16 protein-coding genes are annotated in these 19,710 nt (G+C 66.4%); 12 read left to right on the top strand and 4 right to left on the bottom strand.

Going from position 1 to position 19,710, the window contains the following annotated elements; translation table 11 throughout:
* Window positions 1-94: 94 nt before the first annotated feature.
* On the top strand, window positions 95-805 hold the full coding sequence (locus tag KUV67_02800) for a DNA alkylation repair protein (GenBank protein MBY6203798.1): 711 nt from the start codon (window positions 95-97) through the stop codon (window positions 803-805).
* Between the two features lie 103 nt (window positions 806-908).
* Entirely contained in the window at window positions 909-1,235 is a 327-nt protein-coding gene (locus KUV67_02795; protein ID MBY6203797.1) for a DUF2200 domain-containing protein, read from the top strand.
* Between the two features lie 23 nt (window positions 1,236-1,258).
* Here KUV67_02795 and KUV67_02790 read toward each other — a convergent pair whose 3' ends face one another.
* The gene (locus KUV67_02790; protein MBY6203796.1) at window positions 1,259-2,254 is read right to left on the bottom strand and encodes an integron integrase; all 996 of its coding nucleotides are present in this window, start codon (window positions 2,252-2,254) and stop codon (window positions 1,259-1,261) included.
* A 226-nt stretch (window positions 2,255-2,480) separates the two neighbouring features.
* Between KUV67_02790 and KUV67_02785 the strand changes: the two genes are divergently transcribed.
* From KUV67_02785 to KUV67_02765, 5 genes are all read left to right on the top strand, one after another.
* Window positions 2,481-2,753, top strand: coding sequence for a hypothetical protein (locus tag KUV67_02785; GenBank protein MBY6203795.1), 273 nt, complete (start codon window positions 2,481-2,483; stop codon window positions 2,751-2,753).
* A 186-nt stretch (window positions 2,754-2,939) separates the two neighbouring features.
* Window positions 2,940-3,524, top strand: a complete 585-nt coding sequence (locus KUV67_02780; protein ID MBY6203794.1) for a hypothetical protein — start codon at window positions 2,940-2,942, stop codon at window positions 3,522-3,524.
* Between the two features lie 140 nt (window positions 3,525-3,664).
* Window positions 3,665-4,579: a hypothetical protein gene (locus KUV67_02775; GenBank protein ID MBY6203793.1), complete on the top strand. Its 915-nt coding sequence runs from the start codon at window positions 3,665-3,667 to the stop codon at window positions 4,577-4,579.
* A gap of 409 nt (window positions 4,580-4,988) precedes the next feature.
* Window positions 4,989-5,450 (top strand): cupin domain-containing protein, encoded by a 462-nt coding sequence (locus KUV67_02770; GenBank protein ID MBY6203792.1) that lies wholly within the window; start codon window positions 4,989-4,991, stop codon window positions 5,448-5,450.
* Window positions 5,451-5,682: 232 nt separating this feature from the next.
* Complete coding sequence (locus KUV67_02765) at window positions 5,683-6,129, top strand: NUDIX domain-containing protein (protein MBY6203791.1); 447 nt, start codon at window positions 5,683-5,685, stop codon at window positions 6,127-6,129.
* A 320-nt stretch (window positions 6,130-6,449) separates the two neighbouring features.
* Here KUV67_02765 and KUV67_02760 read toward each other — a convergent pair whose 3' ends face one another.
* From KUV67_02760 to KUV67_02750, 3 genes are all read right to left on the bottom strand, one after another.
* Window positions 6,450-7,103 carry a hypothetical protein gene (locus tag KUV67_02760; GenBank protein ID MBY6203790.1) on the bottom strand — a complete coding sequence of 218 codons (654 nt, stop codon included), beginning with the start codon at window positions 7,101-7,103 and terminating at the stop codon, window positions 6,450-6,452.
* Between the two features lie 261 nt (window positions 7,104-7,364).
* The gene (locus KUV67_02755) at window positions 7,365-8,783 is read right to left on the bottom strand and encodes a diguanylate cyclase (GenBank protein MBY6203789.1); all 1,419 of its coding nucleotides are present in this window, start codon (window positions 8,781-8,783) and stop codon (window positions 7,365-7,367) included.
* On the bottom strand, window positions 8,780-10,072 hold the full coding sequence (locus KUV67_02750; protein MBY6203788.1) for a hypothetical protein: 1,293 nt from the start codon (window positions 10,070-10,072) through the stop codon (window positions 8,780-8,782). Before KUV67_02750 ends, KUV67_02755 begins: the two co-directional genes overlap by 4 nt.
* A 197-nt stretch (window positions 10,073-10,269) precedes the next feature.
* Here KUV67_02750 and KUV67_02745 point away from each other — a divergent pair, with 197 nt between their 5' ends.
* From KUV67_02745 to KUV67_02725, 5 genes are all read left to right on the top strand, one after another.
* Window positions 10,270-12,903: a cyclic nucleotide-binding domain-containing protein gene (locus KUV67_02745; protein MBY6203787.1), complete on the top strand. Its 2,634-nt coding sequence runs from the start codon at window positions 10,270-10,272 to the stop codon at window positions 12,901-12,903.
* Window positions 12,904-12,907: 4 nt separating this feature from the next.
* Window positions 12,908-13,792, top strand: coding sequence for a hypothetical protein (locus KUV67_02740; protein MBY6203786.1), 885 nt, complete (start codon window positions 12,908-12,910; stop codon window positions 13,790-13,792).
* Between the two features lie 5 nt (window positions 13,793-13,797).
* Window positions 13,798-15,579 (top strand): hypothetical protein, encoded by a 1,782-nt coding sequence (locus KUV67_02735; protein ID MBY6203785.1) that lies wholly within the window; start codon window positions 13,798-13,800, stop codon window positions 15,577-15,579.
* Complete coding sequence (locus tag KUV67_02730; protein ID MBY6203784.1) at window positions 15,576-17,654, top strand: heme-binding protein; 2,079 nt, start codon at window positions 15,576-15,578, stop codon at window positions 17,652-17,654. The genes KUV67_02735 and KUV67_02730 overlap by 4 nt, the downstream gene beginning before the upstream one ends.
* A 76-nt stretch (window positions 17,655-17,730) precedes the next feature.
* Window positions 17,731-19,701 (top strand): hypothetical protein, encoded by a 1,971-nt coding sequence (locus KUV67_02725; protein MBY6203783.1) that lies wholly within the window; start codon window positions 17,731-17,733, stop codon window positions 19,699-19,701.
* Window positions 19,702-19,710: the final 9 nt, after the last annotated feature.

Genomic DNA, 19,710 nt, shown 5'->3' with positions numbered 1-19,710 from the left:
TGCCGGGCGGTCGGTCGGACGGGAAACGCATCGGCCAGGATGGCAACATGAACGGGCAGCTCGTCTGTCCGGACTGCGGACGAAGGAGGGACCCATGAACGAACACGATGTCCTCGAGCGGCTCGAAGCGGAACGCAACGAGCGCGGCATGCAGCACTGGGAGAAGCTTGGAGAAGGCCGGGCGGGACTGCGCAGCTTCGGCATCGGCCTGACCCAGCTTCGCAAGCTCGCCAAGGAGTTCGGGCGCGATCATGCGCTGGCCGAAGCGCTGTGGGCCACCGACGTCTACGACGCCCGGGTCATCGCGCTGCTGATCGACGAGCCGAAGAAGATCACCCGCGAACAGGCCGAGCGCCAGGTCGAGCAACTCGCCGGCGGCATGCTGGCCCACGTGTTCGCGTCCTGCGACGCCACCCTGGCCAAGGCGCCCTTCGCGCTGGAACTGGCCGACGACTGGGTTCGCAGCGACGACCCGGTGCGCCGCGACTGCGGCTACGGCCTGCTGTACGAGGCCTCGAAGTGGAAGGGCAAGAAGGCGCCGGAGGACGCGTACTTCCTCGACCACATCGAGCGGATCGACCGGGCGATCGACGACGAGCCCGAGAACGTGCGCATGTCCATGGGCACGGCGCTGATGGGCATCGGCAAGCGCAGCAAGGCGCTGAACAGCGCGGCGCTGAAGGTCGCTCGCCGGGTCGGCCCGATCGAGTTCACCAGCGCCAGCGGCAACTGCGACCCCTTCGACGTGGCCAGGCACCTGTCCGCCGAGCCGCTCCAGAAGAAGCTGGCCAGGCAGGGCGGTTGACGCCGCCGGGCCGAACTCGAATGCATTCCGCACTCACCGTCTCGCACCCACCCCAGGAGGGCCGATGACCACCACCCCCGAGCACGATGCACGCATGGCGACCCTGACCTTCGCTGCGGTCTACCCGCACTATGTCACCAAGGTCGAGAAGAAGGGCCGCACGGTCGAGGAACTGCACCGGGTCATCGAATGGCTGACGGGCTTCGACGAACGCGACGTGAAGCGGCTGATCGATGAAGGCGTGACCTTCGAGCAGTTCTTCGAACGGGCGGAACTCAACCCGAACGCGAAGCGCATCACCGGAACCATCTGCGGCTACCGGATCGAGGACATCGAAACACCGCTGACGAAGCAGGTCCGCTACCTCGACAAGCTGGTCGACGAGCTGGCGAAGGGCCGGCCGATGGAGAAGATCCTGCGCAGCGCCTGACCCGGCACGCGCGCACGGAATCCTCAGCCATCCAGCGGACTCCGCGCCCCCAGCGCTCCGCGCTGAACCACGTGGGTGTAGATCATCGTCGTGCGCACGTCCGAGTGGCCGAGTAACTGTTGAATCGTCCGGATGTCCGCACCGGACTCGAGCAGGTGGGTGGCGAAGGAGTGGCGGAACACGTGGCTGGTCACCGGCTTGCGGATGCCGGCCTGCCGCGTTGCCTTCTTGACCGCCCGCTGGATCGAGCCGGTCAGCAGGTGATAGCGCGCGATCCGCCCGCTGCGCGGTTCCCGGCTCACGTGCCGGGCGGGAAAGACGAACATCCAGGCCGCCTCGAACTGCACGTTCGGGTACTTGCGCGCCAGCGCGTGGGGCAGGATCACCCCGCCAACGCCCCGTTCGCGATCGCGCCGGGCCACGGCCGCGGCGCGCTCGATCTGCGCGGCCAGCGGCTCGACGCAGCGGTCGGCCAGCACCGTGATCCGGTCCTTCGCGCCCTTGCCGTCGCGGACCGTGATCGAGCGTCGCTCGAGGTCGACGTCCTTGATCCGCAGCGCCGCCGCTTCCCCGACGCGAAGGCCGGAGCCGTAGAGCAGCCGCACGACCAGGTCGTGCGGCGGCTGCAGCTGGGCAAGGATCGACCGGATCTCCGCCACCGTCAGCACCACGGGCACCCGCTGCGGCCGCTTCGCGCGCACCACCTCGTCCAGCCACGGCAGGTCGATCTCGAGCACGTGGCGGTACAGGAACAGGATCGCGTTGAGCGCCTGGTTCTGCGTCGCCGCCGCGCAGTCCCGCTCCGTGGCCAGGTGGCTCAGGTACGCCGTGACCTCCTCGGCGCCCATCGTCTCCGGATGCCGCTTGCCGTGGAACAGGATGAAGCGTCGGACCCAGTGGATGTACGCCTTCTCGGTCTTCGGGCTGTAGTGCCGGACCCGGATCAGGCGGCGCATCCGGTCGAGGAGTTTTTCGGCCATGCGGGCGGCTCGTCGGGGCTCCCGCCCAGTCGACCCCATCGAGGGGCGGATCGCCATCGGGAAATTTCCGAAATTCGGGTAGGAAACTTGCGCGCTAAACAGCGATCATGCAGGATAGGTACGCGAGGCGAGCGGGGCAGGGCGTTGGAAATCAGAGACTTGAAGCCAATCGGCGACGAAAATACGCGGACTAACGCGCCATTTCGCGCGCCTACTCGCTATACAGCCCTTTCGTCACATATTTCATAGTTAGATTGACTCAGGGATGAAGACAAAGCTCAAATACACTCTCAAATTCCTACTTGGAATAATCTTTGTTTTAGGCGTTGTTGCGCTCCTCTATTGGCTCTTCGCCATCTACCAGGTTTCAAACTGGCTCGCCATTTTGGCAATTGCGCTGTTTCTGGTATTGCCCCTACTCAAGGTTATGTTTTCTCTGCCCGGTGAGATCATGATGCTCTACCACATCCTGCGATCGGACAATCCGGAGGAGCTGGAGAAAATAGCTGGCGACATGAGAGAAAGAGATCAGCTATGAGAAGACTTCCGAGGCCGCAATCTAACAAGTCGCTCAAGTACGTTCCGGCCCTGGCGGGCCTCCATCGGACGCGCTACGCGCGCCGCTTAGCTAAGACGTTAGAACTCAATGACCAAGATTCTCATGCTGGGTAGGAGACCGCCACGATTCGCGCGTGTACGGTTTGGTTCAGAGGCAAGAGAGCAGATGCTGAAATTCAGGAATGGGCGTCCTCTCAAAGACAATGTCAAGTCTCTTGGGGCCAGGGTATACGTCAAGGACGGAACGGCTCCTCCGCTGGGTGATTGCCCAAGAAGTGATGAAGGAATCGTGCTCAGCGAAAGAGCCTGCGAGCTTCTAAGCCCCGAAGAATTTCAGGCAATTCCTGTCTCTTTTTATGGGGTTGGCGCGGAAAAACGGTCCGGAATTTGGTACGGACAGCCACTAGAGAGCTATACGAGTAACGTCCAATTGGAATCTAGCTATTTTTTCATCCATCCAATTAAGACAAGACTGCCCGAGGTCGAGGGTATTACAGAACCGCCAGACTATCCTGGCGATAAACCAGAGGGGGATCTTGACCTGAAGGCCTTATCGGATTGGATTGCTGCAGGTATTCATTTTCAACAAAATATCGAGAGTTACTTAAAACGCTATTTCTCGAACATTGAGCCTCCTTTGATTTTTGCCTTTGGAAATGTTGCCGATATTTTCTTCAGTGAGCAATTTCAAAAGGTAGTGCAGGAAAGTGATCTCAAAGGGTTCACTTTTAAGGAGGTCGCCAAGACTTGATTTCTAACAAGTCGCTCAAGACATTCCGGCCCTGCGGGCCTCCATCGGACGCGCTTTGCGCGCCGCTTAGCTAAAACGTTCTGCGGCGGCGCGAATTACAATGCTCCTCGGGAGAACGCGCAGATGACCCGTTGCTCGAAATGCGAAACCTGATTTTACTGGCACTCGCGCTGCTCTTGTCGCCAACGATTGCGTTCGGTCAGCCCGTTTCGCCAGGATCCTCCGAGCACCTTGCCCTGGCACGGACGTACCCCAGCGCAGCGATGCAGTTGGAGCTTGGGTACCACATCTACCTCCCACCAGCCTACGAGGCGAGGCCGGAGGAACGCTTTCCCGTCGTGTATTGGCTCCACGGAGGGAGTGGCTTTCCGCCAGGCGTGCTTGCAATCCTTTCGAGCCGCTTCGATGCAGCCATCCGGACAGGAAAAGTGCCTCCCTTGATCGTCGTCTTCCCGGACGGCCTCGGTGCAAGCATGTGGGTCGACTCCAGGGACGGCAGTCTCCCCATGGAGAGCATCGTCGTTTCCGAGCTGATTCCGCACATTGATGCCGCTTACCGTACGATCGCTTCGGCGCCAGGGCGCATTCTTGAGGGCGCCAGTATGGGCGGCTACGGTGCAGCGAGGCTGGGGCTCAAATACCCGCACCTGTTCGGGGCAATCTCGATGCTCAATGCCGGGCCTCTGCAAGAGATGCTCGACCCCCAGAATGCGCCCACCGCCGGAGTCGAGAGAGCGCAGGACACTCTCGACCGCGTTTATGGAGGAGATCAGGAATACTTCCGGTCCCAGAGCCCCATCTTCCTCGCCGAGCAGAATGCGGACGCGGTGCGTGGCAAGGTGGCGATGCGTCAACTGATCGGAGAGTCGGATCCGCTCCTGGAGAACAACCGGCGGTTCTCCGAGCACCTGACCGCATTGAACATCCCACATTCGTTCGAGGTCCTGCCTGGCGTGGGCCATGGTTCTCCCCGGGCGATGTTCGCCGCGCTCGGCGAGAGCTATTGGGAGTTCTTCAGGGTGTTTCTCGAGGGCTCCTCGTCTGATGAACCCTAATCAAGCAGATAGGGATGGTCACTTGTTTCAAGTAACAAGACCGCTTTTGGAACTCGGCGGCGAGGCATTGTCGAGGTCGTCGTCGAGGACGAGACCCCGGTCGAAGTCGTAGAGAGGGCGTTCACGACGCCGGACTGATGGGCACAGCCGGGGCCGCCGCAGAACCCGCCGCTGTAGGCCGACCGGGGGCGCCAGCGTTCCTGGCTCGTCCGAACATCGGCGCCTACTTTCGCCTGTCCACCCGCCGTGCCGCCAGCCCCCGGCGGCTAAGCGGCCAACTGTTAGCCCGCAGCAGCAAAATGATCGCAGCTGAACGTCCGCTTTACTCCAGAAAGTAAGCAATGGTGAGTGAATTCGTAGACAGTCAGCTTTTGACACGAAGCAGACAATCAACCTTTTTGGAGACAACATGCGCCTATTTATCTCGTTTTTGGTGTTCTCGTCTCTTATGACGAGCTCAGCAACAACGACATTAGCTGACGACGCTGCCTCCGGGTTCGTCGATATTCAAGCGGCAGACGTGCCATATGAGCCCCATCCTGAGGTGCAGGAGTTGGGCTACTCCGTATTGTCCGGAGATCCGTCCGAGACTGGCGTGTATGTCGTTCGCCTACAGATTCCTCCTGGTCTGACGTTCCCGCCGCATCATCATGACCAAGACAGACACATCACTGTGATATCCGGCGTATGGTCGTTCGGAAAAGGCGATTCGGGCAGATGCGACGATACGCTCTCGCTTACCGCCGGCGCGTATGTTTTGCATCCCAAAGGTGGCGTTCATTTCGACGGCGCGTGCGGCGACGAGCCCGTCGAAGTTCAGATCATTGGTCAAGGGCCGGTAAAGACTACTTGGATTGACGAGCCTGAGTAATTGTGCCGATTCGACAAGTAACGCGGGATTTTCAGGATTTTTGGGCGAACGCTCTTGGCAGAAAGAAGACATTCGGAGCGGTGGCAGGTAAGGCCAAACAGGGCGCTGCACCTGCCACTTGACCCAGCGCTCCGGGTGCTGCCGCAATGCTCGGTCTGCCTCAAGTAGATGTAAGCTAAAACGTTAGGCGGCACTGAAACGTTGTCGCGGGATTTTGGCCAGGTACTAAAGAATGAATGACCGAAAGGTTTGGGCGCCCCCGCGATCTGTTCGTCCTCTGTCAATCGCGCTCATCCGACGAGCCGAGGAAGTGCTGGTTATGGCCGTGCGGGACAGTCAAGGTCAGATCAAGGGCTGGCGCCCGCCGGGGGGTGGCATTGAGTTTGGCGAGTCTGCCGAACAAGCTGTCGTCCGTGAGATCTACGAGGAGTTGAGTCAGCCCATTATTTGCAAGCAGCAGGTATGCGTTCTCGAGAATATTTTTTCGCACGAAGGGCAACCTGGGCATGAAGTGGTGTTCGTGTTCGAGGTGAAGTTCTCAGATCATTCGGCCTACGCTACAGAGCACTATGCATACATTGATCAAGGCATCAAGAACGATGTGGTCTGGATTAGTACAGCGAAATTCCGGGATTCGACTGAGCGGCTGTTTCCTGACCACTTGCGTAAGTATCTGTAGTTGGCTTTCGTCGCAAATGCCGCCCAACTAACACGTTATGCCGCGCAAGATGCGCCGCCGCTGGAAAGCAAGGCCGGCTCGGTTCGTCGCCGCAGGGACGGTGTCCGCGGTGACCGCTATTGATTCAGAGCGGACGGTGATGTCGATGGTGACCTTGGGCGAAACCCGGTCAATCGCAAGGTCCACCCCACCTTTTGCATCCGCCGCTCGAGCGACCATGCTTCTAGGGCGACGAGAACCCGGTCGACGCCGATGCGGCTCAGCACGGCCTTGAAAGACCTCGCCTCGGCGCCGCTGGTGGTCAAATCAAGAGCCAGGACCTAGCTCGGCGGCCATGGTGGTGGGTCATGATGGAACCGAAAGCACTGGTAGCTGAGGGTGCCGGGCCCCCAGCCACCGTCCCAGGCATAATCCGTCATGAAGTTGGGTGGGTAACTATCTTGAAAGTCTGCGTTGCACCAGGGCGCAGCAATGTCACGACTGCATTCGTAAACCGTCTCGAATTCTGACGTCGGTCCCAAGGTGCCGTTCAGGCCATCAACGCAAGTCATTACAGGGTTCGTTTCATCGAGTCCCTTGCACTGATAGCTGATCCGCAGGCCTCCCTCGCTGTGCCCCGTCGTACTGTGAATTTCCTGGAACGTGTATTTGTTTCCTAGTACTGGTTCGTATCGGTCATCGCAGACCGGCGGGCCGAACACCTTTTCGCAGTCGTAATACCAGACGCGTAAACCAGTTCCATCGCCGACCTGACCGGAATAATGCAGGTCCCCATCATTCTCGAGCGGCGACCGGCAGAGTGCAGCATGGATATTCGGCCCTAATCCTTGGTTAGTGGAAACTGCGGCTTCGGCTTCGGTATCCGGATGAGTTGCGTGTTCCGGCGCGGGCTCGTCGTTTGAACATCCGATTGAAGCAAGGACAAGAGCCAGAACAACAAGAGTGCGAAAGTCTTGTGCCATCTGCTTCTTCAAATCGGCTCCGCGTAGGGACTTGATCCAAGGCTTTGATCGTCGCTACACGCGCGATTGCTCCGCGGTCAAAGGGCAAACGTAGCACATGTCGGCCTGATTGCCTCACAAGCGCCCCAGCGATCCGCGGCAACAGACGACCGTTCGATACCTTGAGTCGGACGATCTCCCAGCAGTCGGTCTACCTGCAGGAAGGCCACGAGAGCGGCGGGTGATTCGGGCGGCGCACCGCTTGCCTCGCTGCGCCGGTGATCCTGCGCGTGCTCAGCCGGGAACCCGAACCTCCACCCGATCTCGCCCCCGGCGCTTGGCCTCGAGCAGGGCCGAGTCGGCGCGCTCGAACCAGCGGTCGAAGTCGTCGTCCGGCACCGCCTCGGTCAGCCCGATGCTGACGGTGACGGCCTCGCCCGCAACAGTCAGTTCCGACCGGACGGCGTCGCACAGCGCATTCAGCCTGCCGCGTGCTTCGGCTAGCGTGGTGTCGGGCAGCAGCAGCACGAACTCGTCGCCGCCGTAGCGGGCCACGACGTCGGTGCCGCGCGTTTCGCGGCGCATGAGGTCGGCCAGCTCGACCAGGGCGCGGTCGCCGGCGGGGTGGCCGTGCTCGTCGTTGATGCGCTTGAACCGGTCCAGGTCGACCACGGCCAGGCAGCTGGGGGTGCCGCGCCGGGCCAGGGCGAGCTCGCGGCCGGCCTGGAAGATCAACAGGTCGCGCGTGGTGGCGCCGGTCAGGCCGTCGAACATCAGCCGTTCGCGCAGCTGCTGGTTGTCGGAGACCAGCAGCGGCAGGGCCAGGCCGAACCACGCGGTCGTCGCGATCACCGCGATCGCGAACTGGTACACGAACACGAACTCCGCCAGGCCCAGGGCGCCGAGCAGGACGACGATCAGGAAGCTGACGACGCCCAGGCTCGCCGCCGTTCGCAGGGGCGATTCCGAGTGGGTCAGCCACATCTGGGGGATCAGCAGGAAGAAGATCAGGAACGCGCTCTCCACCGTGCCGAGGCGCTGGGCGGCGAGCATGGCCGCGGCGACCACGAGCGCGCTGACCGAGAGCTTGAAGGCGAAGGAGCCGGTCAGGCCGTCCTTGCGCACGCCGTCCATCGGCTCGATCCAGAACGCCGGTGCGCGGACCAGCTTGATCAGCAGGGCGCCGCAGAGCGGGCCGAGCACGACGAGCGCGACGAAGTCGCCGATCCAGAAGGCCAGCCAGGTCCCGGCGATGGCGTCGGCGTCGAGCAGGTCGAACACGACCAGGCTGGTGATGACGCCGGCGGTGGTCGCCATGGACGCGGTGATCGCGATGCCCAGGAACGCGATGACGATGCGCGGGAGGCTGTGCTGCTGGCGGTCGGCCACGCGCCCGAGCGCCGCCGCGCCGAGGCCGTAGCAGCCGATATGGACCACGGCGTTCGCGAGACCGCCGCCGATGATGTCCTGCCAGCCGGCGCTGATGTCGTAGAGCCAGACCGACCAGACCGTGGCCACGACGTTGGCCACGAGCAGGGCCGGGACGGCGCGCAGGCCGATGACCAGCAGGGCGGTGAAGGTCAGCGCCGACGGCGGGTACCAGACGCTGGCGTGGGCGGTGAACTCGGCCAGGTGGCCCAGCCCCCAGATGCCCAGCCAGGCCGCGCACAGCGCGACGCTCTCGAGCCAGCGCGACCGCGTGGTATCGCTCACGGGGCCGGGGTCGCTGCGTCCTGCTCGGCGTCTGCCGTCCAGTAGTACAGGCTGCCGTCGTCACTGCCGCCGACGATGGCGTGGCCGTCAGCGGAGATCGCCATGGGCCAGTTCATGGTCCGGGTCTTTACGGACCAGGCGAGGTCGCCGGTGGCGTTGTCGTACAGGTAGAAGTGCCCGGCGCTCTCGTGGACGCCGTGGCCGTGGTCGGCGGGTTTGCCGTCGGTGGCGGTGACGTGCAGGCCGGCCTCGTCGAGGCCCACGCCCGGGTTGACGCCGAACGCGGTCGGTCGACTCCACAGGAAGTCGGAGGCGACCGTTCCGTCGGACTGCTTCGAGGCCAGCGAGTACACGACACCGCCGTAGGACGGGTCGGCCGCGGGCGTGGCGGGGCGGTCCAGGTTCGCGCCGACCGCCACGTGCACGGTGCCGGCGCTCGAGCCCGAGATGGCGAAGCCATAGGCCAGGGAGATCGCCTGGCCCTTCGGCAGCTGGTCGCCGGTCGGCTTGAAGCGCCAGGCCGGTTCCTCGCTTACGTTGTCCTGGAAGCACACGCAGCTGCCGTCGTGCAGGCTGCCGCCCCAGGCGCTGCCGTCGGCGGTGATCGCCACGCGCATCACGCCGCTGTCGAAGGGGGTGACGCGGTGCGACGTGAATCCTTCGCTGCCGATCTCGAGCCGGACCAGCTTGCCGGTGGTGGCATTGTTTGCTCCGTAGGTCCGGGACGCGGCCACCGCTCGCCGGCCGGCCTCGTCGATCATCACGCTCTGGACGTCGGCCTCGGCCCCTGCGTCGAAGGTGTCGAGCAATCGGAACTCGAAGCTGCCGTCGGCGCCGTACAGCGCAACGGTGCTGCCGTAGCAGGCGACCAGGCGGCTGCCGTCCGCGCCGAGGCTGACCTCGTTGACGCGGCTCGGCGTCGACGTGGCGAGCAGGGGGACGAGCCGCATGGTGTTCGGCGGCGCGTCGGGATGAATGCCGTAGACGCGCAGAAAGCCCTCGGTGTCGGACACTTCGCCGCCGGCGGCGAGCGTCGAACCGTCGTCGCTGATCGCGACCCAGTACACGCCGTGCTCGATCGCCTCGTCCGAGACCGGAATCGAGTAGAGCAGGTCGCCCGAGGCGTCGTAGCAGTAGACGTGGAAGTCCCCGCTGACGCCCGGTCCGCGCTCGACCCAGGTGCCGCAGACCACGCGGTGGCCGTCGGGCGTGATCGCGCAGGTGTTGATCTGCTTTCCGGCGGCGGGCACGCGGGTCCACTTCGGCGTGGACGGGATGGTGGAGGTCACGGCAAGTCCGGGTCGGTGGGCGCTTCGGGATTCTAGTCCATCGGTCCGCGCCGGCGCGCCGGCTTGCAATTCCGGGGCGGGCGCTTATTCTGGAGCGGGAGTCGGAGCCGGCGATCGGCGGAGCGGGGAGCTCCGATCGGCCGCCGCACGAAGGGGATGGACCTGCGCCCGGCGAGTCCGGGGCAAGGACGTCGATCATGGCCGAGAGGTATCACGTCGCAGTCGTCGGCTCGGGACCGGGAGGCCTGAGTGCGGCGGCACGCGCGGCCGAGTACGACGCCATTGCGCGCGAGACGAACCCCGACCACGCCCCCACGCACATCCTCCTCGAGGCCTTCGACGGCCCGGCCAAGACCATCCACCGCTACCAGAAGGGCAAGCACGTGATGGCCGAGCCCAACTTCCTCGACCTGAGATCACCGATGCGCTTCCGGGCCGGGACGCGCGAGCAGATCCTGGACTGGTGGCGCAAGGGCCTGGAAGAGAAGCAGGTCAACGTGCGTTTCGGCGCCGAGGTCACCGGCATCGAGGGACAGCGGGGGGATTTCCGCCTCTCGCTGAACAACGGCGAGGTCGTCGAGGCCGAGACCGTGGTCCTCGCGATCGGCACCCAGGGCAATCCGCGCAGGCTCGGCGTGCCCGGCGAGGACGCGTCGATCGTGCAGTACCAGCTCGACGACCCGGAGGCCTACCGCGACGAGACGATCGTCGTGGTCGGCGCCGGCGACGCGGCGATCGAGAACGCGCTGGGGCTGGCCGAGCAGAACACGGTCCACATCGTCAACCGCCGGGCCGAGTTCGCCCGCGCCAAGCAGGGCAACCTCGATGCGGTGCTGAAGGCGATCAACGATCCCGGCGTGGCGTTCTCGTGCTTCTACGAGAGCAACGTCAAGCGCGTCGAGGCGCCAGAGGCCGCCGGCCAGCCCGGCGCCATCGTGCTCGACACGCCGGAAGGCGAGAAGCGCGTGGCCTGCCACCGGATCATCGCGCGGCTGGGGTCCGTGCCGCCGCGCCGCTTCGTCGAGGCCTGCGGGGTGAAGTTCCCCGACGATCGGCCCACGGCGCTGCCGGAGCTGAGCAGCCGCTACGAGAGCAACGTGCCGGGCCTGTACGTGATCGGCGCGCTCGGCGGCTATCCGCTGATCAAGCAGGCCATGAACCAGGGCTTCGACGTGGTCGAGACCCTTCGCGGCAACGACGTCAAGCCGGTCGACTACGAGCTCCTCAGGCTCCAGTTCGCGGGCCTGCCCTACGTGGCCGACCCGGAGGAGATCCTCGACCTCTACCAGCAGCGCCTGCCGATGTTCCGGCGGATGAACGCGCTCCAGTTCCGCGAGCTGGTCCTCGAGAGCCGGGTGATCGCCAGCGTGCCCGACGAGGACGCCCGGCGCGAGGCCGAAGCCGAGACGAAAGCGGTGGAGGAAGAACGCTGGAAGCAGCTGATGAACCGCCACAAGGAATCGCTGCGCGAGCTGAAGGCGCAGGGCGAGCCGATCGGCGACGCCGACCGCGCGCCGCCGGAGCGCCCGCGGTCCACGCGCATCGTCGAGGAGGGGTCGACGATCTACCGCGACGGCGACTACACCAGCACCTTCTACACGATCGCCGAGGGCGAGGTCCGGCTCCGGTACGAGAACGACGGACCGGTCCATACGCTGAAGGCCGGGCAGTTCTTCGGCGAGATGAGCCTGATCTCGGGCCGGCCGCGCAGCGGTTTCGCCGAGATCGGCCCGGGGACCATCCTGCTCGAGACCCCGCGCCGGATGATGATCAAGGTGATGAACTCCAACGAGGAGGTCAAGCGGGGCATCGACTGGGTCTTCGTCGTTCGCGCATTGCAGAAGACCTTCGCCCCCGACCTGCCGCTCGACGTGCTGCGCAGGATCGCCGGCCGGACCGAGCAGCGAGAATACGCGGCGGGCGAGACGATCCATCGCGAAGGGGACACCGGCGACGTGCTGCACCTGATCCGCAGCGGCACGGTGGCGATGACCCGCGAGGTCGACGGCAGGACGATCGCCATCGATCACCTGCAGAGCGGTCGGATCTTCGGCCAGATGGCGCTGATGGGCGACCCGACGCGGCGCGAGACCGCGACCGCGGCCGTGCGCACGGAGACCATCGCGCTGCGCAGTCCCGAGTTCCTGGCGCTCCTGAACCAGGACCCGCAGCGGATCGCGGACATCCAGCGCGAAACGCAGCAGCAGCTGAAGGTCGAGACGCTGCTCGGCTCGATGCCCGAAGGCGGCAGCATCGTCTCCTTCTTCATGTCCGAAGGGCTTGGCGAGGCGACGAACGCGATGCTGATCGACGAGGACCTGTGCGTGGGCTGCGACCACTGCGAGAAGGCCTGTGCCGAGACCCACGGCGGCATCAGCCGGCTGGACCGCAAGAGCGGTGCAAGCTTCGCCTCGGTCCAGGTGCCGATCTCCTGTCGCCACTGCGAGCACCCGCACTGCATGAAGGACTGCCCCGTCGACGCGATCCACCGCGCGCGCAGCGGCGAGGTGTTCATCGACGACTCGTGCATCGGCTGCGGCAACTGCGAGACCCACTGCCCCTACGACGCGATCCACCTGGCCCCGCGCCAGGTGGGGAAGACCGGCCTGCTCGCCTGGCTGCTGCTCGGCCTCGGGCCGGCGCCGGGCGAGGCGTCGACGGCGACGGCGACGGTCGACCACGCCGACAGGGACGCATCGTCGAAGGTGGCGGTCAAGTGCGACGGCTGCATGGAGCTCTCCGGCGGCCCGGCCTGCGTGCGCGCCTGCCCGACCGGCGCGGCGATCCGGATCGGGCCGGACCGCTTCGCCGACGTCATCGTGAAGCGCTGAGCCCGTGTTCCGCAACCTGCTCCAGTACCGCGATCGACGCTACTTCAAGGTCGCCGTGGTGCTGGTGGTCGCCGCCATCGCGCTCTACCTGACCCAGGACGGCGACCTGCCGCCCAACGGCGGGAGCTGGCAGGGCTACACGCTGGGTGCGGCGGGCGCGGTGCTGATCGTCTGGCTGTCGCTGCTCGGCATCCGCAAGCGCAGCTACCGATCGACGCTCGGCACCGTGGAGGGCTGGACCTCCGCGCACGTCTACCTCGGCGCGGCCCTGCTGGTCGTCGCCACGCTGCACTGCGCGTTCCAGTTCGGGCTGAACGTGCACACGCTGTTCTACGCGCTGATGGTGGGCGTGATCGTCAGCGGGTTCTACGGCCTGTTCGTCTACATGAGCTACCCGAGGCGCCTGGCCCGGACCCGCTCAGGCCGCCGCCGCAAGGACTGGCTGGCCGAGTTCAATGCGCTCGACGAGAAGATCCGCGACCTGGCCCGGCGCTGCGACGGCCACACCTTCGCCGTGGTCGACAGCGCGCTGGACCGCACCCGCCTGGGCGGGGGCGTGGTGGCCCAGCTCGACGGCCGGGACCGGTCCCTGGTGCTGGACCCGGACCGGGACGGTGATGCGTCGACGCTGGTGGCCAATCGCGACCAGGAAGCCGTCATCGACTACCTGGCGGCCAGCGTTCCGCGGGCCGGCAAGCGCGAGGAGGCGCTCGTGCTGCAGGACCTGCTGGCCCTGTTCGGGCGGCGGCGGAGCGTGCTGCGCCGGCTGCGCCACGACATCCGCCTCCAGGGCTGGCTGCGAATCTGGCTCTACGTCCACGTGCCGCTGACCGTGGCGATGCTCGCCGCGCTGCTGGTCCACGTGCTCTCGGTCTTCCTCTACTGGTAGCGCGCATGCAGACGCTGCTTCGACACATCCACAAGGACCGGGCGGGTCGCGAGGCGCTCGACGAGCGCGTGCTCGACGAAGCGGTGATCACGGTCGGTCACGCCAGCGACCAGTCGATCCAGCTGCGCGACCCGGCGGTGGCACGGCGGCACGTCGAACTGCGCCCGACGTCGAAGGGTCGCTTCCGCTACCGCTTCGTCGGTGGCGCCGACACGGTGGCCGGCGGCAGGTCCCGTCGACGGGGCGTGCTCCAGGCGGGCGATCGCATCGAGCTCGGCGACCAGGTCATCACGGTCGGCGAACCCGAGCCCGGCTTCGACGCGGTGCTGGAACTCGCGACCGTCGAGCCCAGGCAGGGCGCCGGGGCGGCGACCCACCACCGCATCGAACTGGCGCAGACCGGTCTCGCCATGCGCCGGCCGGCATGGATCGGTCTGATCGCCGTCCTGCTGCTGTTTCTCGCGATCCCCCTGGCCGGCTACTTCTGGCCCGAGATGGGCCGGGAGCTGCGCGAGAACCCGCTGCTGCCGTCCGATCACGTCTGGTCGACGGGGCCGCTGGCCGGAGTGCACCACACGCCGGAGATCGGCCTGGATTGCCAGGCCTGCCACCAGCAGCTGTTAAAACGCGCGCCCGACGGCGGCTGCCTGGACTGCCACGCCGAGGTGACCGGCCACGTCGATCGCAGCGTCGTGGCCGTGCCCACGCTCGACGCCACGCGCTGCGCCACCTGCCACCGCGAGCACCTGGAACCCTCGCGCCTCGTGCGCAACGAGGAAGCGCTGTGCGTCGACTGCCACGAGGCGCCGGAGGCCTTTGCGCAGACCCGCGACGGTCACCCGCTGCCGGAGGCCGTCGCCGGGTTCTCCGAGGCCGCGCATCCGCAGTTCCGGCTCTCGCTGCTGCGCTTCGAGCCCGCCGGCGACTGGATCAGGGAGCGCGTGCCGCATTCCCCGTCCGCGTCGGAGACCTCGAACCTGAAGTTCCCGCACGATCTGCACCTCGACCCGAGCAAGGTCGAGTCCCTGACCACCGGCGAGGCCCTGGCGTGCTCGAGGTGCCACGCGCTCGACCCGGACGGGGAGCATTTCGCGACCCTGAGCATGGAGACGGCCTGCCAGGACTGCCACTCGCTGTCCTTCGATGACGATTTTCCGCGCAAGCAGCTGCCGCACGGGGACGTCGAATCGGTGCTCCTGGCGCTCGAGGAGCACTACATCCGCAAGCACGCCGACCCGGAGCTGCGCGGCGGGCCGGCCGAGCGCGGCCGGCGACGGCCGGGGCGCAGTCGCAGCGAGGAAACCTGCGAGGGCTCGGCGCTGGACTGCGGTCGACGCCTGGCGCTGCAGGAAGCGACGAACCAGTTCTCGCGCTCGGGCTGCGTGACCTGCCACGAGGTCGGCACCGATGCGTCGCGACCGTTCCTCGAGCGCTGGGCCGTGCAACCGGTCCGGCTGGTCGACGACTGGTACCCGTATGCAGGCTTCGACCACGAGGTGCATCTGACGCGGAGCCGCGCTAGGATGGACGACGAAGTCGCCTGCAGCTCCTGCCACGCTGCCGAGACGTCGGCACGGAGCGAGGACGTGCTGATTCCGGGCCTCGACAACTGCCTGCAGTGTCATGGGCCGAGCGGCGCGGGCGAGATCATGGCGGTTCTGAGCTGCCGCGGTTGCCACGACTTCCACCTGCCGTTCCGCGACGCGATGCGGGGGCACCACGCCGGCGAGGGCAGCCGCTCCGGCGGAACGGTCACCCACCTTCTTCGAGAGGGGGAGCGACCATGAACCGGAACGCGCGTTCGATCCGACCCACCGTCACGCTGCTTGCCCTGGCGCTCTGCGCCACGGCTGCGGCCGACGACCCGGTCGGCACGAGTCCCTTCTCCGAGGACGCCTACCTGGAGCGGCTCGAACTGCTCGAACACCGGCTCCTGCGGACCGTCCCGTCCTCGCCGCGGATCGCCCTGCGTGGGCCGCGAACGCTCGGGTCCGTCACCGGCCCGCGGCTGCTTGCCGACGACAGCGAGGCGGTGATCGCGCGTGCCGTGCATCAGGCGGACGCGCTCGGCGCCGTGGCGACGATCGCGGTGGTCGACCGGGTCGGCAACGTGCTGGCCGTCTATCGCATGAACGGCAGCAACCCCGACGTCCTCCTCGCCACCACCGACCCGGGCCGGCCGGCCATCGACGGCGGCCTCGAAGGCATCGTGCTTCCGGCCACCGTCGGCGGCGACGCGCTGGCGGCGATCGCCAAGGCGGTGACCGGCGCCTACCTTTCGACCAGCGACGGCAACGCGTTCACGACCCGCACGGCCAACCAGATCGTCCAGGAGCACTTCAATCCCGGCGAGTTCAACCAGCCGTCGGGGCCGCTGTTCGGCGTGCAGTTCAGCCAGCTGGCCTGCTCGGACTTCACCCTGGCAGCGACCGGCGGCGGCGCGTCACCCGGTCCGCAGCGCTCGCCGCTGGGCCTGTCGGCGGACCCGGGCGGCCTGCCGCTGTACAAGGACGGCGCGCTGGTCGGCGGTGTCGGCGTGATGGCCGATGGCGACTACGGCATCGACCGCAACATCCTCGATTTCGACGTCGATCTCGACGAGCGGATCGCGCTGGCCGCCACCTTCGGTTTCACGCCGCCGGACGACATCCGCGCCGACCGGATCACGGTCGAGGGCAAGACCCTGCGCTTCACGGACGTAGACTTCGACGACCTGGCCGCCGACCCGGCCGCGGCGCCGGCCTTTTCCACGCTGGGGCCGGGCGATGGCAGCCTGATTCCCGTACCGGGCTACAGCGACGGCAGCGTTCGCGAGGGCACCGTGTTCGGCACGGCGCCGTCGGGCATCCGCGGTGCGCCGGCTGCGACCTTCCCGGACCGCGACGCCTTCGTGTTCGTCGACGGTGCCGATCAGGACCGCTATCCGCCGCAGGCCGGCACCGATGCATCGGCGCTGAGCGCCGAGGAAGTGCGGGTGATTCTCGACGAGGCACTGGGCGTGGCCAACCAGGCGCGGGCCCAGATCCGGCGACCGCTGGGCAGCCAGGCGCGCGTGACCGTGTCGGTCGTCGACTCCAACGGCGTGGTCCTCGGCATGGCGCGTTCGCGCGACGCGCCCGTGTTCGGCGCCGACGTCTCGCTGCAGAAGGCGCGGACCGCAGCGTTCTTTTCCTCGGCCGCGGCCGGCGCGTTCCTCGAGGGCGTCACGGAACCGACCGTCTACCTCGACGCGAACCTGGCGCCGCGCCGCTTCGTGGACATTCCGGACTACGTCGACGCCGTGCGCGCCTTCGTCGGGGCGAGCGCGCTGGCCGACGGCACGGCCTTTTCGGACCGCGCCGGCGGCAACCTGTCGCGGCCCTTCTTCCCCGACGGCATTCTCGGCACCGATGCGGGGCCGCTCAGCAAGCCGGCCGGCGAGTGGAGCGTGTTCTCCACCGGCCTGCAGCTCGACCTGGCGATGAACGGCATCGTCCAGCACATCGGCTTCGTGGCCGGCCTGTTCCCGGCCGAGACGCCGGACAACTGCGTCGGCGTGGAGCTCGGTTCGGGCATTTCGACGGCGCCGGGCGGCAACCTCGCCAACGGCATCCAGATCTTCCCGGGCAGCGTGCCGATCTATCGCGGCGACACGCTCGTCGGCGGCATCGGCGTGTCCGGCGACGGCATCGACCAGGACGACATGATCGCGCTGCTCGGGGTCGAGCGGGCCGGACAACGACTCGGCGGCATGGTGAACAACGCGCCGGATGCGATTCGCGCCGATCGCCTGACGCCGCGCGGCGTGCGCCTGCGCTACGTGCAGTGCCCGTTCGCGCCGTTCCTGGACTCGAACGTCCAGAACGCCTGCAGCGGGATCTAGGGGGAGAACACAGAGGCTCTCGCGCGTTTGGTGCGCGGAGGGCGAGGGCCATCGAAACAAGGAGCGGGAGGGAGCCATGCACTCACGGACCCAGCCGATCGGGAGCGTGTCGACCGCGCGGACGGCCGTCGGCGCTGCTGCGGTCGTGCTGTCGCTGATGCTCGTCGCGCTCCCGGCTGGCGCGCAGGACGAGGCCGCACAACAGGAGGCAGCGCAGCGCGCCGAGGCGGCCGCCCAGGACAGCGCGGAACCGCAGGCCCGGGAGCGGCGTCGCTCGACCCGGCGCCGGCGGCCGAGCGCGCCGCAGGACGAGCCGACCCCACCGGCCGATGCCGAGCCGACCGGGGAGAGCGACCGCCCGGTCCGGCGGCGCCGACCCGGCGAGCGCGAACGCGACGAGGTCCGCGGCCGGGTCGAGATCGTCGAGCGGCCGACCCTGCCGGTTTCCACCTCGGCAGTGCCGCGACCGGGCGTCGATGCCTACGTCGATCCGATCCCCGTGCCGGATCGCTGGCGCATCGTCGATGCCTTCTACGACGAGCGCTGGTGGGATCCGTACAACCGCAACCGCTACAAGGGCGACACGCCGATCCACGGCGAGGACTGGTTCTTCAACGTCACCGCCTTTTCCGACAGCTTCGTGGAGGTCCGCAACCTGCCGACGCCGGTCGGGGTGCAGAGCGCCGACGGATCGGGCGCCCTCAACGTGTTCGGCGGCCAGGACCAGTTCGGCTTCGTCCAGAACGTCGGCGCCGAGTTCGTCTACTACAAGGGCGACACGGTGTTCCGGCCGCCGGACTACGAGTTCCGCTTCACCCCGGTCATCAACTACAACTACGCGCAGGCCGACGAGATCCTGAACCTGAACGTCGACCCGCGCGACGGCACGACGCGCCACGACCACCACGTCGGCATCCAGGCGGCCTTCTTCGACTACCACATCCGCGACGTGTCGAAGCAGTACGACTTCGACAGCATCCGGATCGGCATCCAGCCCTTCAACGCCGACTTCCGCGGCTTCCTGTTCCAGGACGACCAGCTCGGCGTGCGCCTGTTCGGAACGCGCAGGAACAACGTGTTCCAGTACAACCTGGCCTGGTTCCGCCGCCTCGAGAAGGACATCAACAGCGGCCTGAACGACCTCGGCACGGCGCCCCGCAAGGATGACCTGTTCGTCGCCAACCTGTACTGGCAGGACATGCCGAAGCTCGGCTACTTCTCGTCGTTCCTGCTGGCCTGGAACCGCAACCGCGAGGACGACGAGATCGTGTTCGACAGCAACGGCTTCATCGCCCGCCCGGCCTCGATCGGCATGGAGCGGCCGCGCCGCTACGACGTCGGCTACCTGGGCTACAGCGCCGACGGCCACATCGACCGGCTGAACATCACCGGTTCGGCCTACTACGCCTACGGCACGGAAGAGAACAGCATCTTCACCAACGAAGAGAGCGACATCCGCGCCTGGTTCCTGGCCGCCGAAGCATCCATGGACTTCGACTGGCAGCGGTACCGGGCCTCGTTCCTGTACCAGTCGGGCGACGACGACCCCTTCGACGACAGGTCCGAAGGCTTCGACGCGGTGTTCGAGAATCCGCAGTTCGCAGGCGCCGACACCAGCTACTGGATCCGCCAGGCGGTGCCGCTGGTCGGCGGTGGCCGGGTGGCGCTTTCCGGGCGCAACGGCATCCTCAACTCGCTGCGCTCGAGCAAGGAACTGGGCCAGTCGAATTTCACCAACCCGGGCCTGATCCTGCTCGGCGTCGGCGGTGACTTCGACGTGCTGCCGGAGCTTCGCCTGTCGTTCAACGCCAACCAGCTGTGGTTCGACGAAACCGGCGTGCTCGAAGTTGCGCGCAACCAGGCCGACATCGGCCGCAGCATCGGAACGGACCTGTCCGTGTCGGCGATCTGGCGGCCGACGATGATCCAGAACGTGGTGTTCCGGCTCTCCTATGCCGCGCTGATTCCCGGCGACGGTTACGAGTCGCTGTTCCCGGACGACGACACGCCGCAGAGCCTGCTGTTCAACATGATCCTTACGTATTGAGCGAGGACG

Origin of the sequence: Halomonas denitrificans (assembly GCA_019800895.1) — a bacterium.
Classification (GTDB): Bacteria; Pseudomonadota; Gammaproteobacteria; order Xanthomonadales; family Wenzhouxiangellaceae.
The sequence above is the reverse complement of the archived record's forward strand: the minus strand, read 5'-3'. Positions and strand labels throughout refer to the sequence as shown.

Coding starts and splice junctions, on each gene's coding strand:
- KUV67_02800 (MBY6203798.1), top strand. CDS start 95: ATGAACGAACACGATGTCCTCGAGCGGCTCGAAGCGGAACGCAACGAG.
- KUV67_02790 (MBY6203796.1), bottom strand. CDS start 2,254: ATGGGGTCGACTGGGCGGGAGCCCCGACGAGCCGCCCGCATGGCCGAA.
- KUV67_02785 (MBY6203795.1), top strand. CDS start 2,481: ATGAAGACAAAGCTCAAATACACTCTCAAATTCCTACTTGGAATAATC.
- KUV67_02780 (MBY6203794.1), top strand. CDS start 2,940: ATGCTGAAATTCAGGAATGGGCGTCCTCTCAAAGACAATGTCAAGTCT.
- KUV67_02775 (MBY6203793.1), top strand. CDS start 3,665: ATGCGAAACCTGATTTTACTGGCACTCGCGCTGCTCTTGTCGCCAACG.
- KUV67_02770 (MBY6203792.1), top strand. CDS start 4,989: ATGCGCCTATTTATCTCGTTTTTGGTGTTCTCGTCTCTTATGACGAGC.
- KUV67_02765 (MBY6203791.1), top strand. CDS start 5,683: ATGAATGACCGAAAGGTTTGGGCGCCCCCGCGATCTGTTCGTCCTCTG.
- KUV67_02745 (MBY6203787.1), top strand. CDS start 10,270: ATGGCCGAGAGGTATCACGTCGCAGTCGTCGGCTCGGGACCGGGAGGC.
- KUV67_02735 (MBY6203785.1), top strand. CDS start 13,798: ATGCAGACGCTGCTTCGACACATCCACAAGGACCGGGCGGGTCGCGAG.
- KUV67_02730 (MBY6203784.1), top strand. CDS start 15,576: ATGAACCGGAACGCGCGTTCGATCCGACCCACCGTCACGCTGCTTGCC.
- KUV67_02725 (MBY6203783.1), top strand. CDS start 17,731: ATGCACTCACGGACCCAGCCGATCGGGAGCGTGTCGACCGCGCGGACG.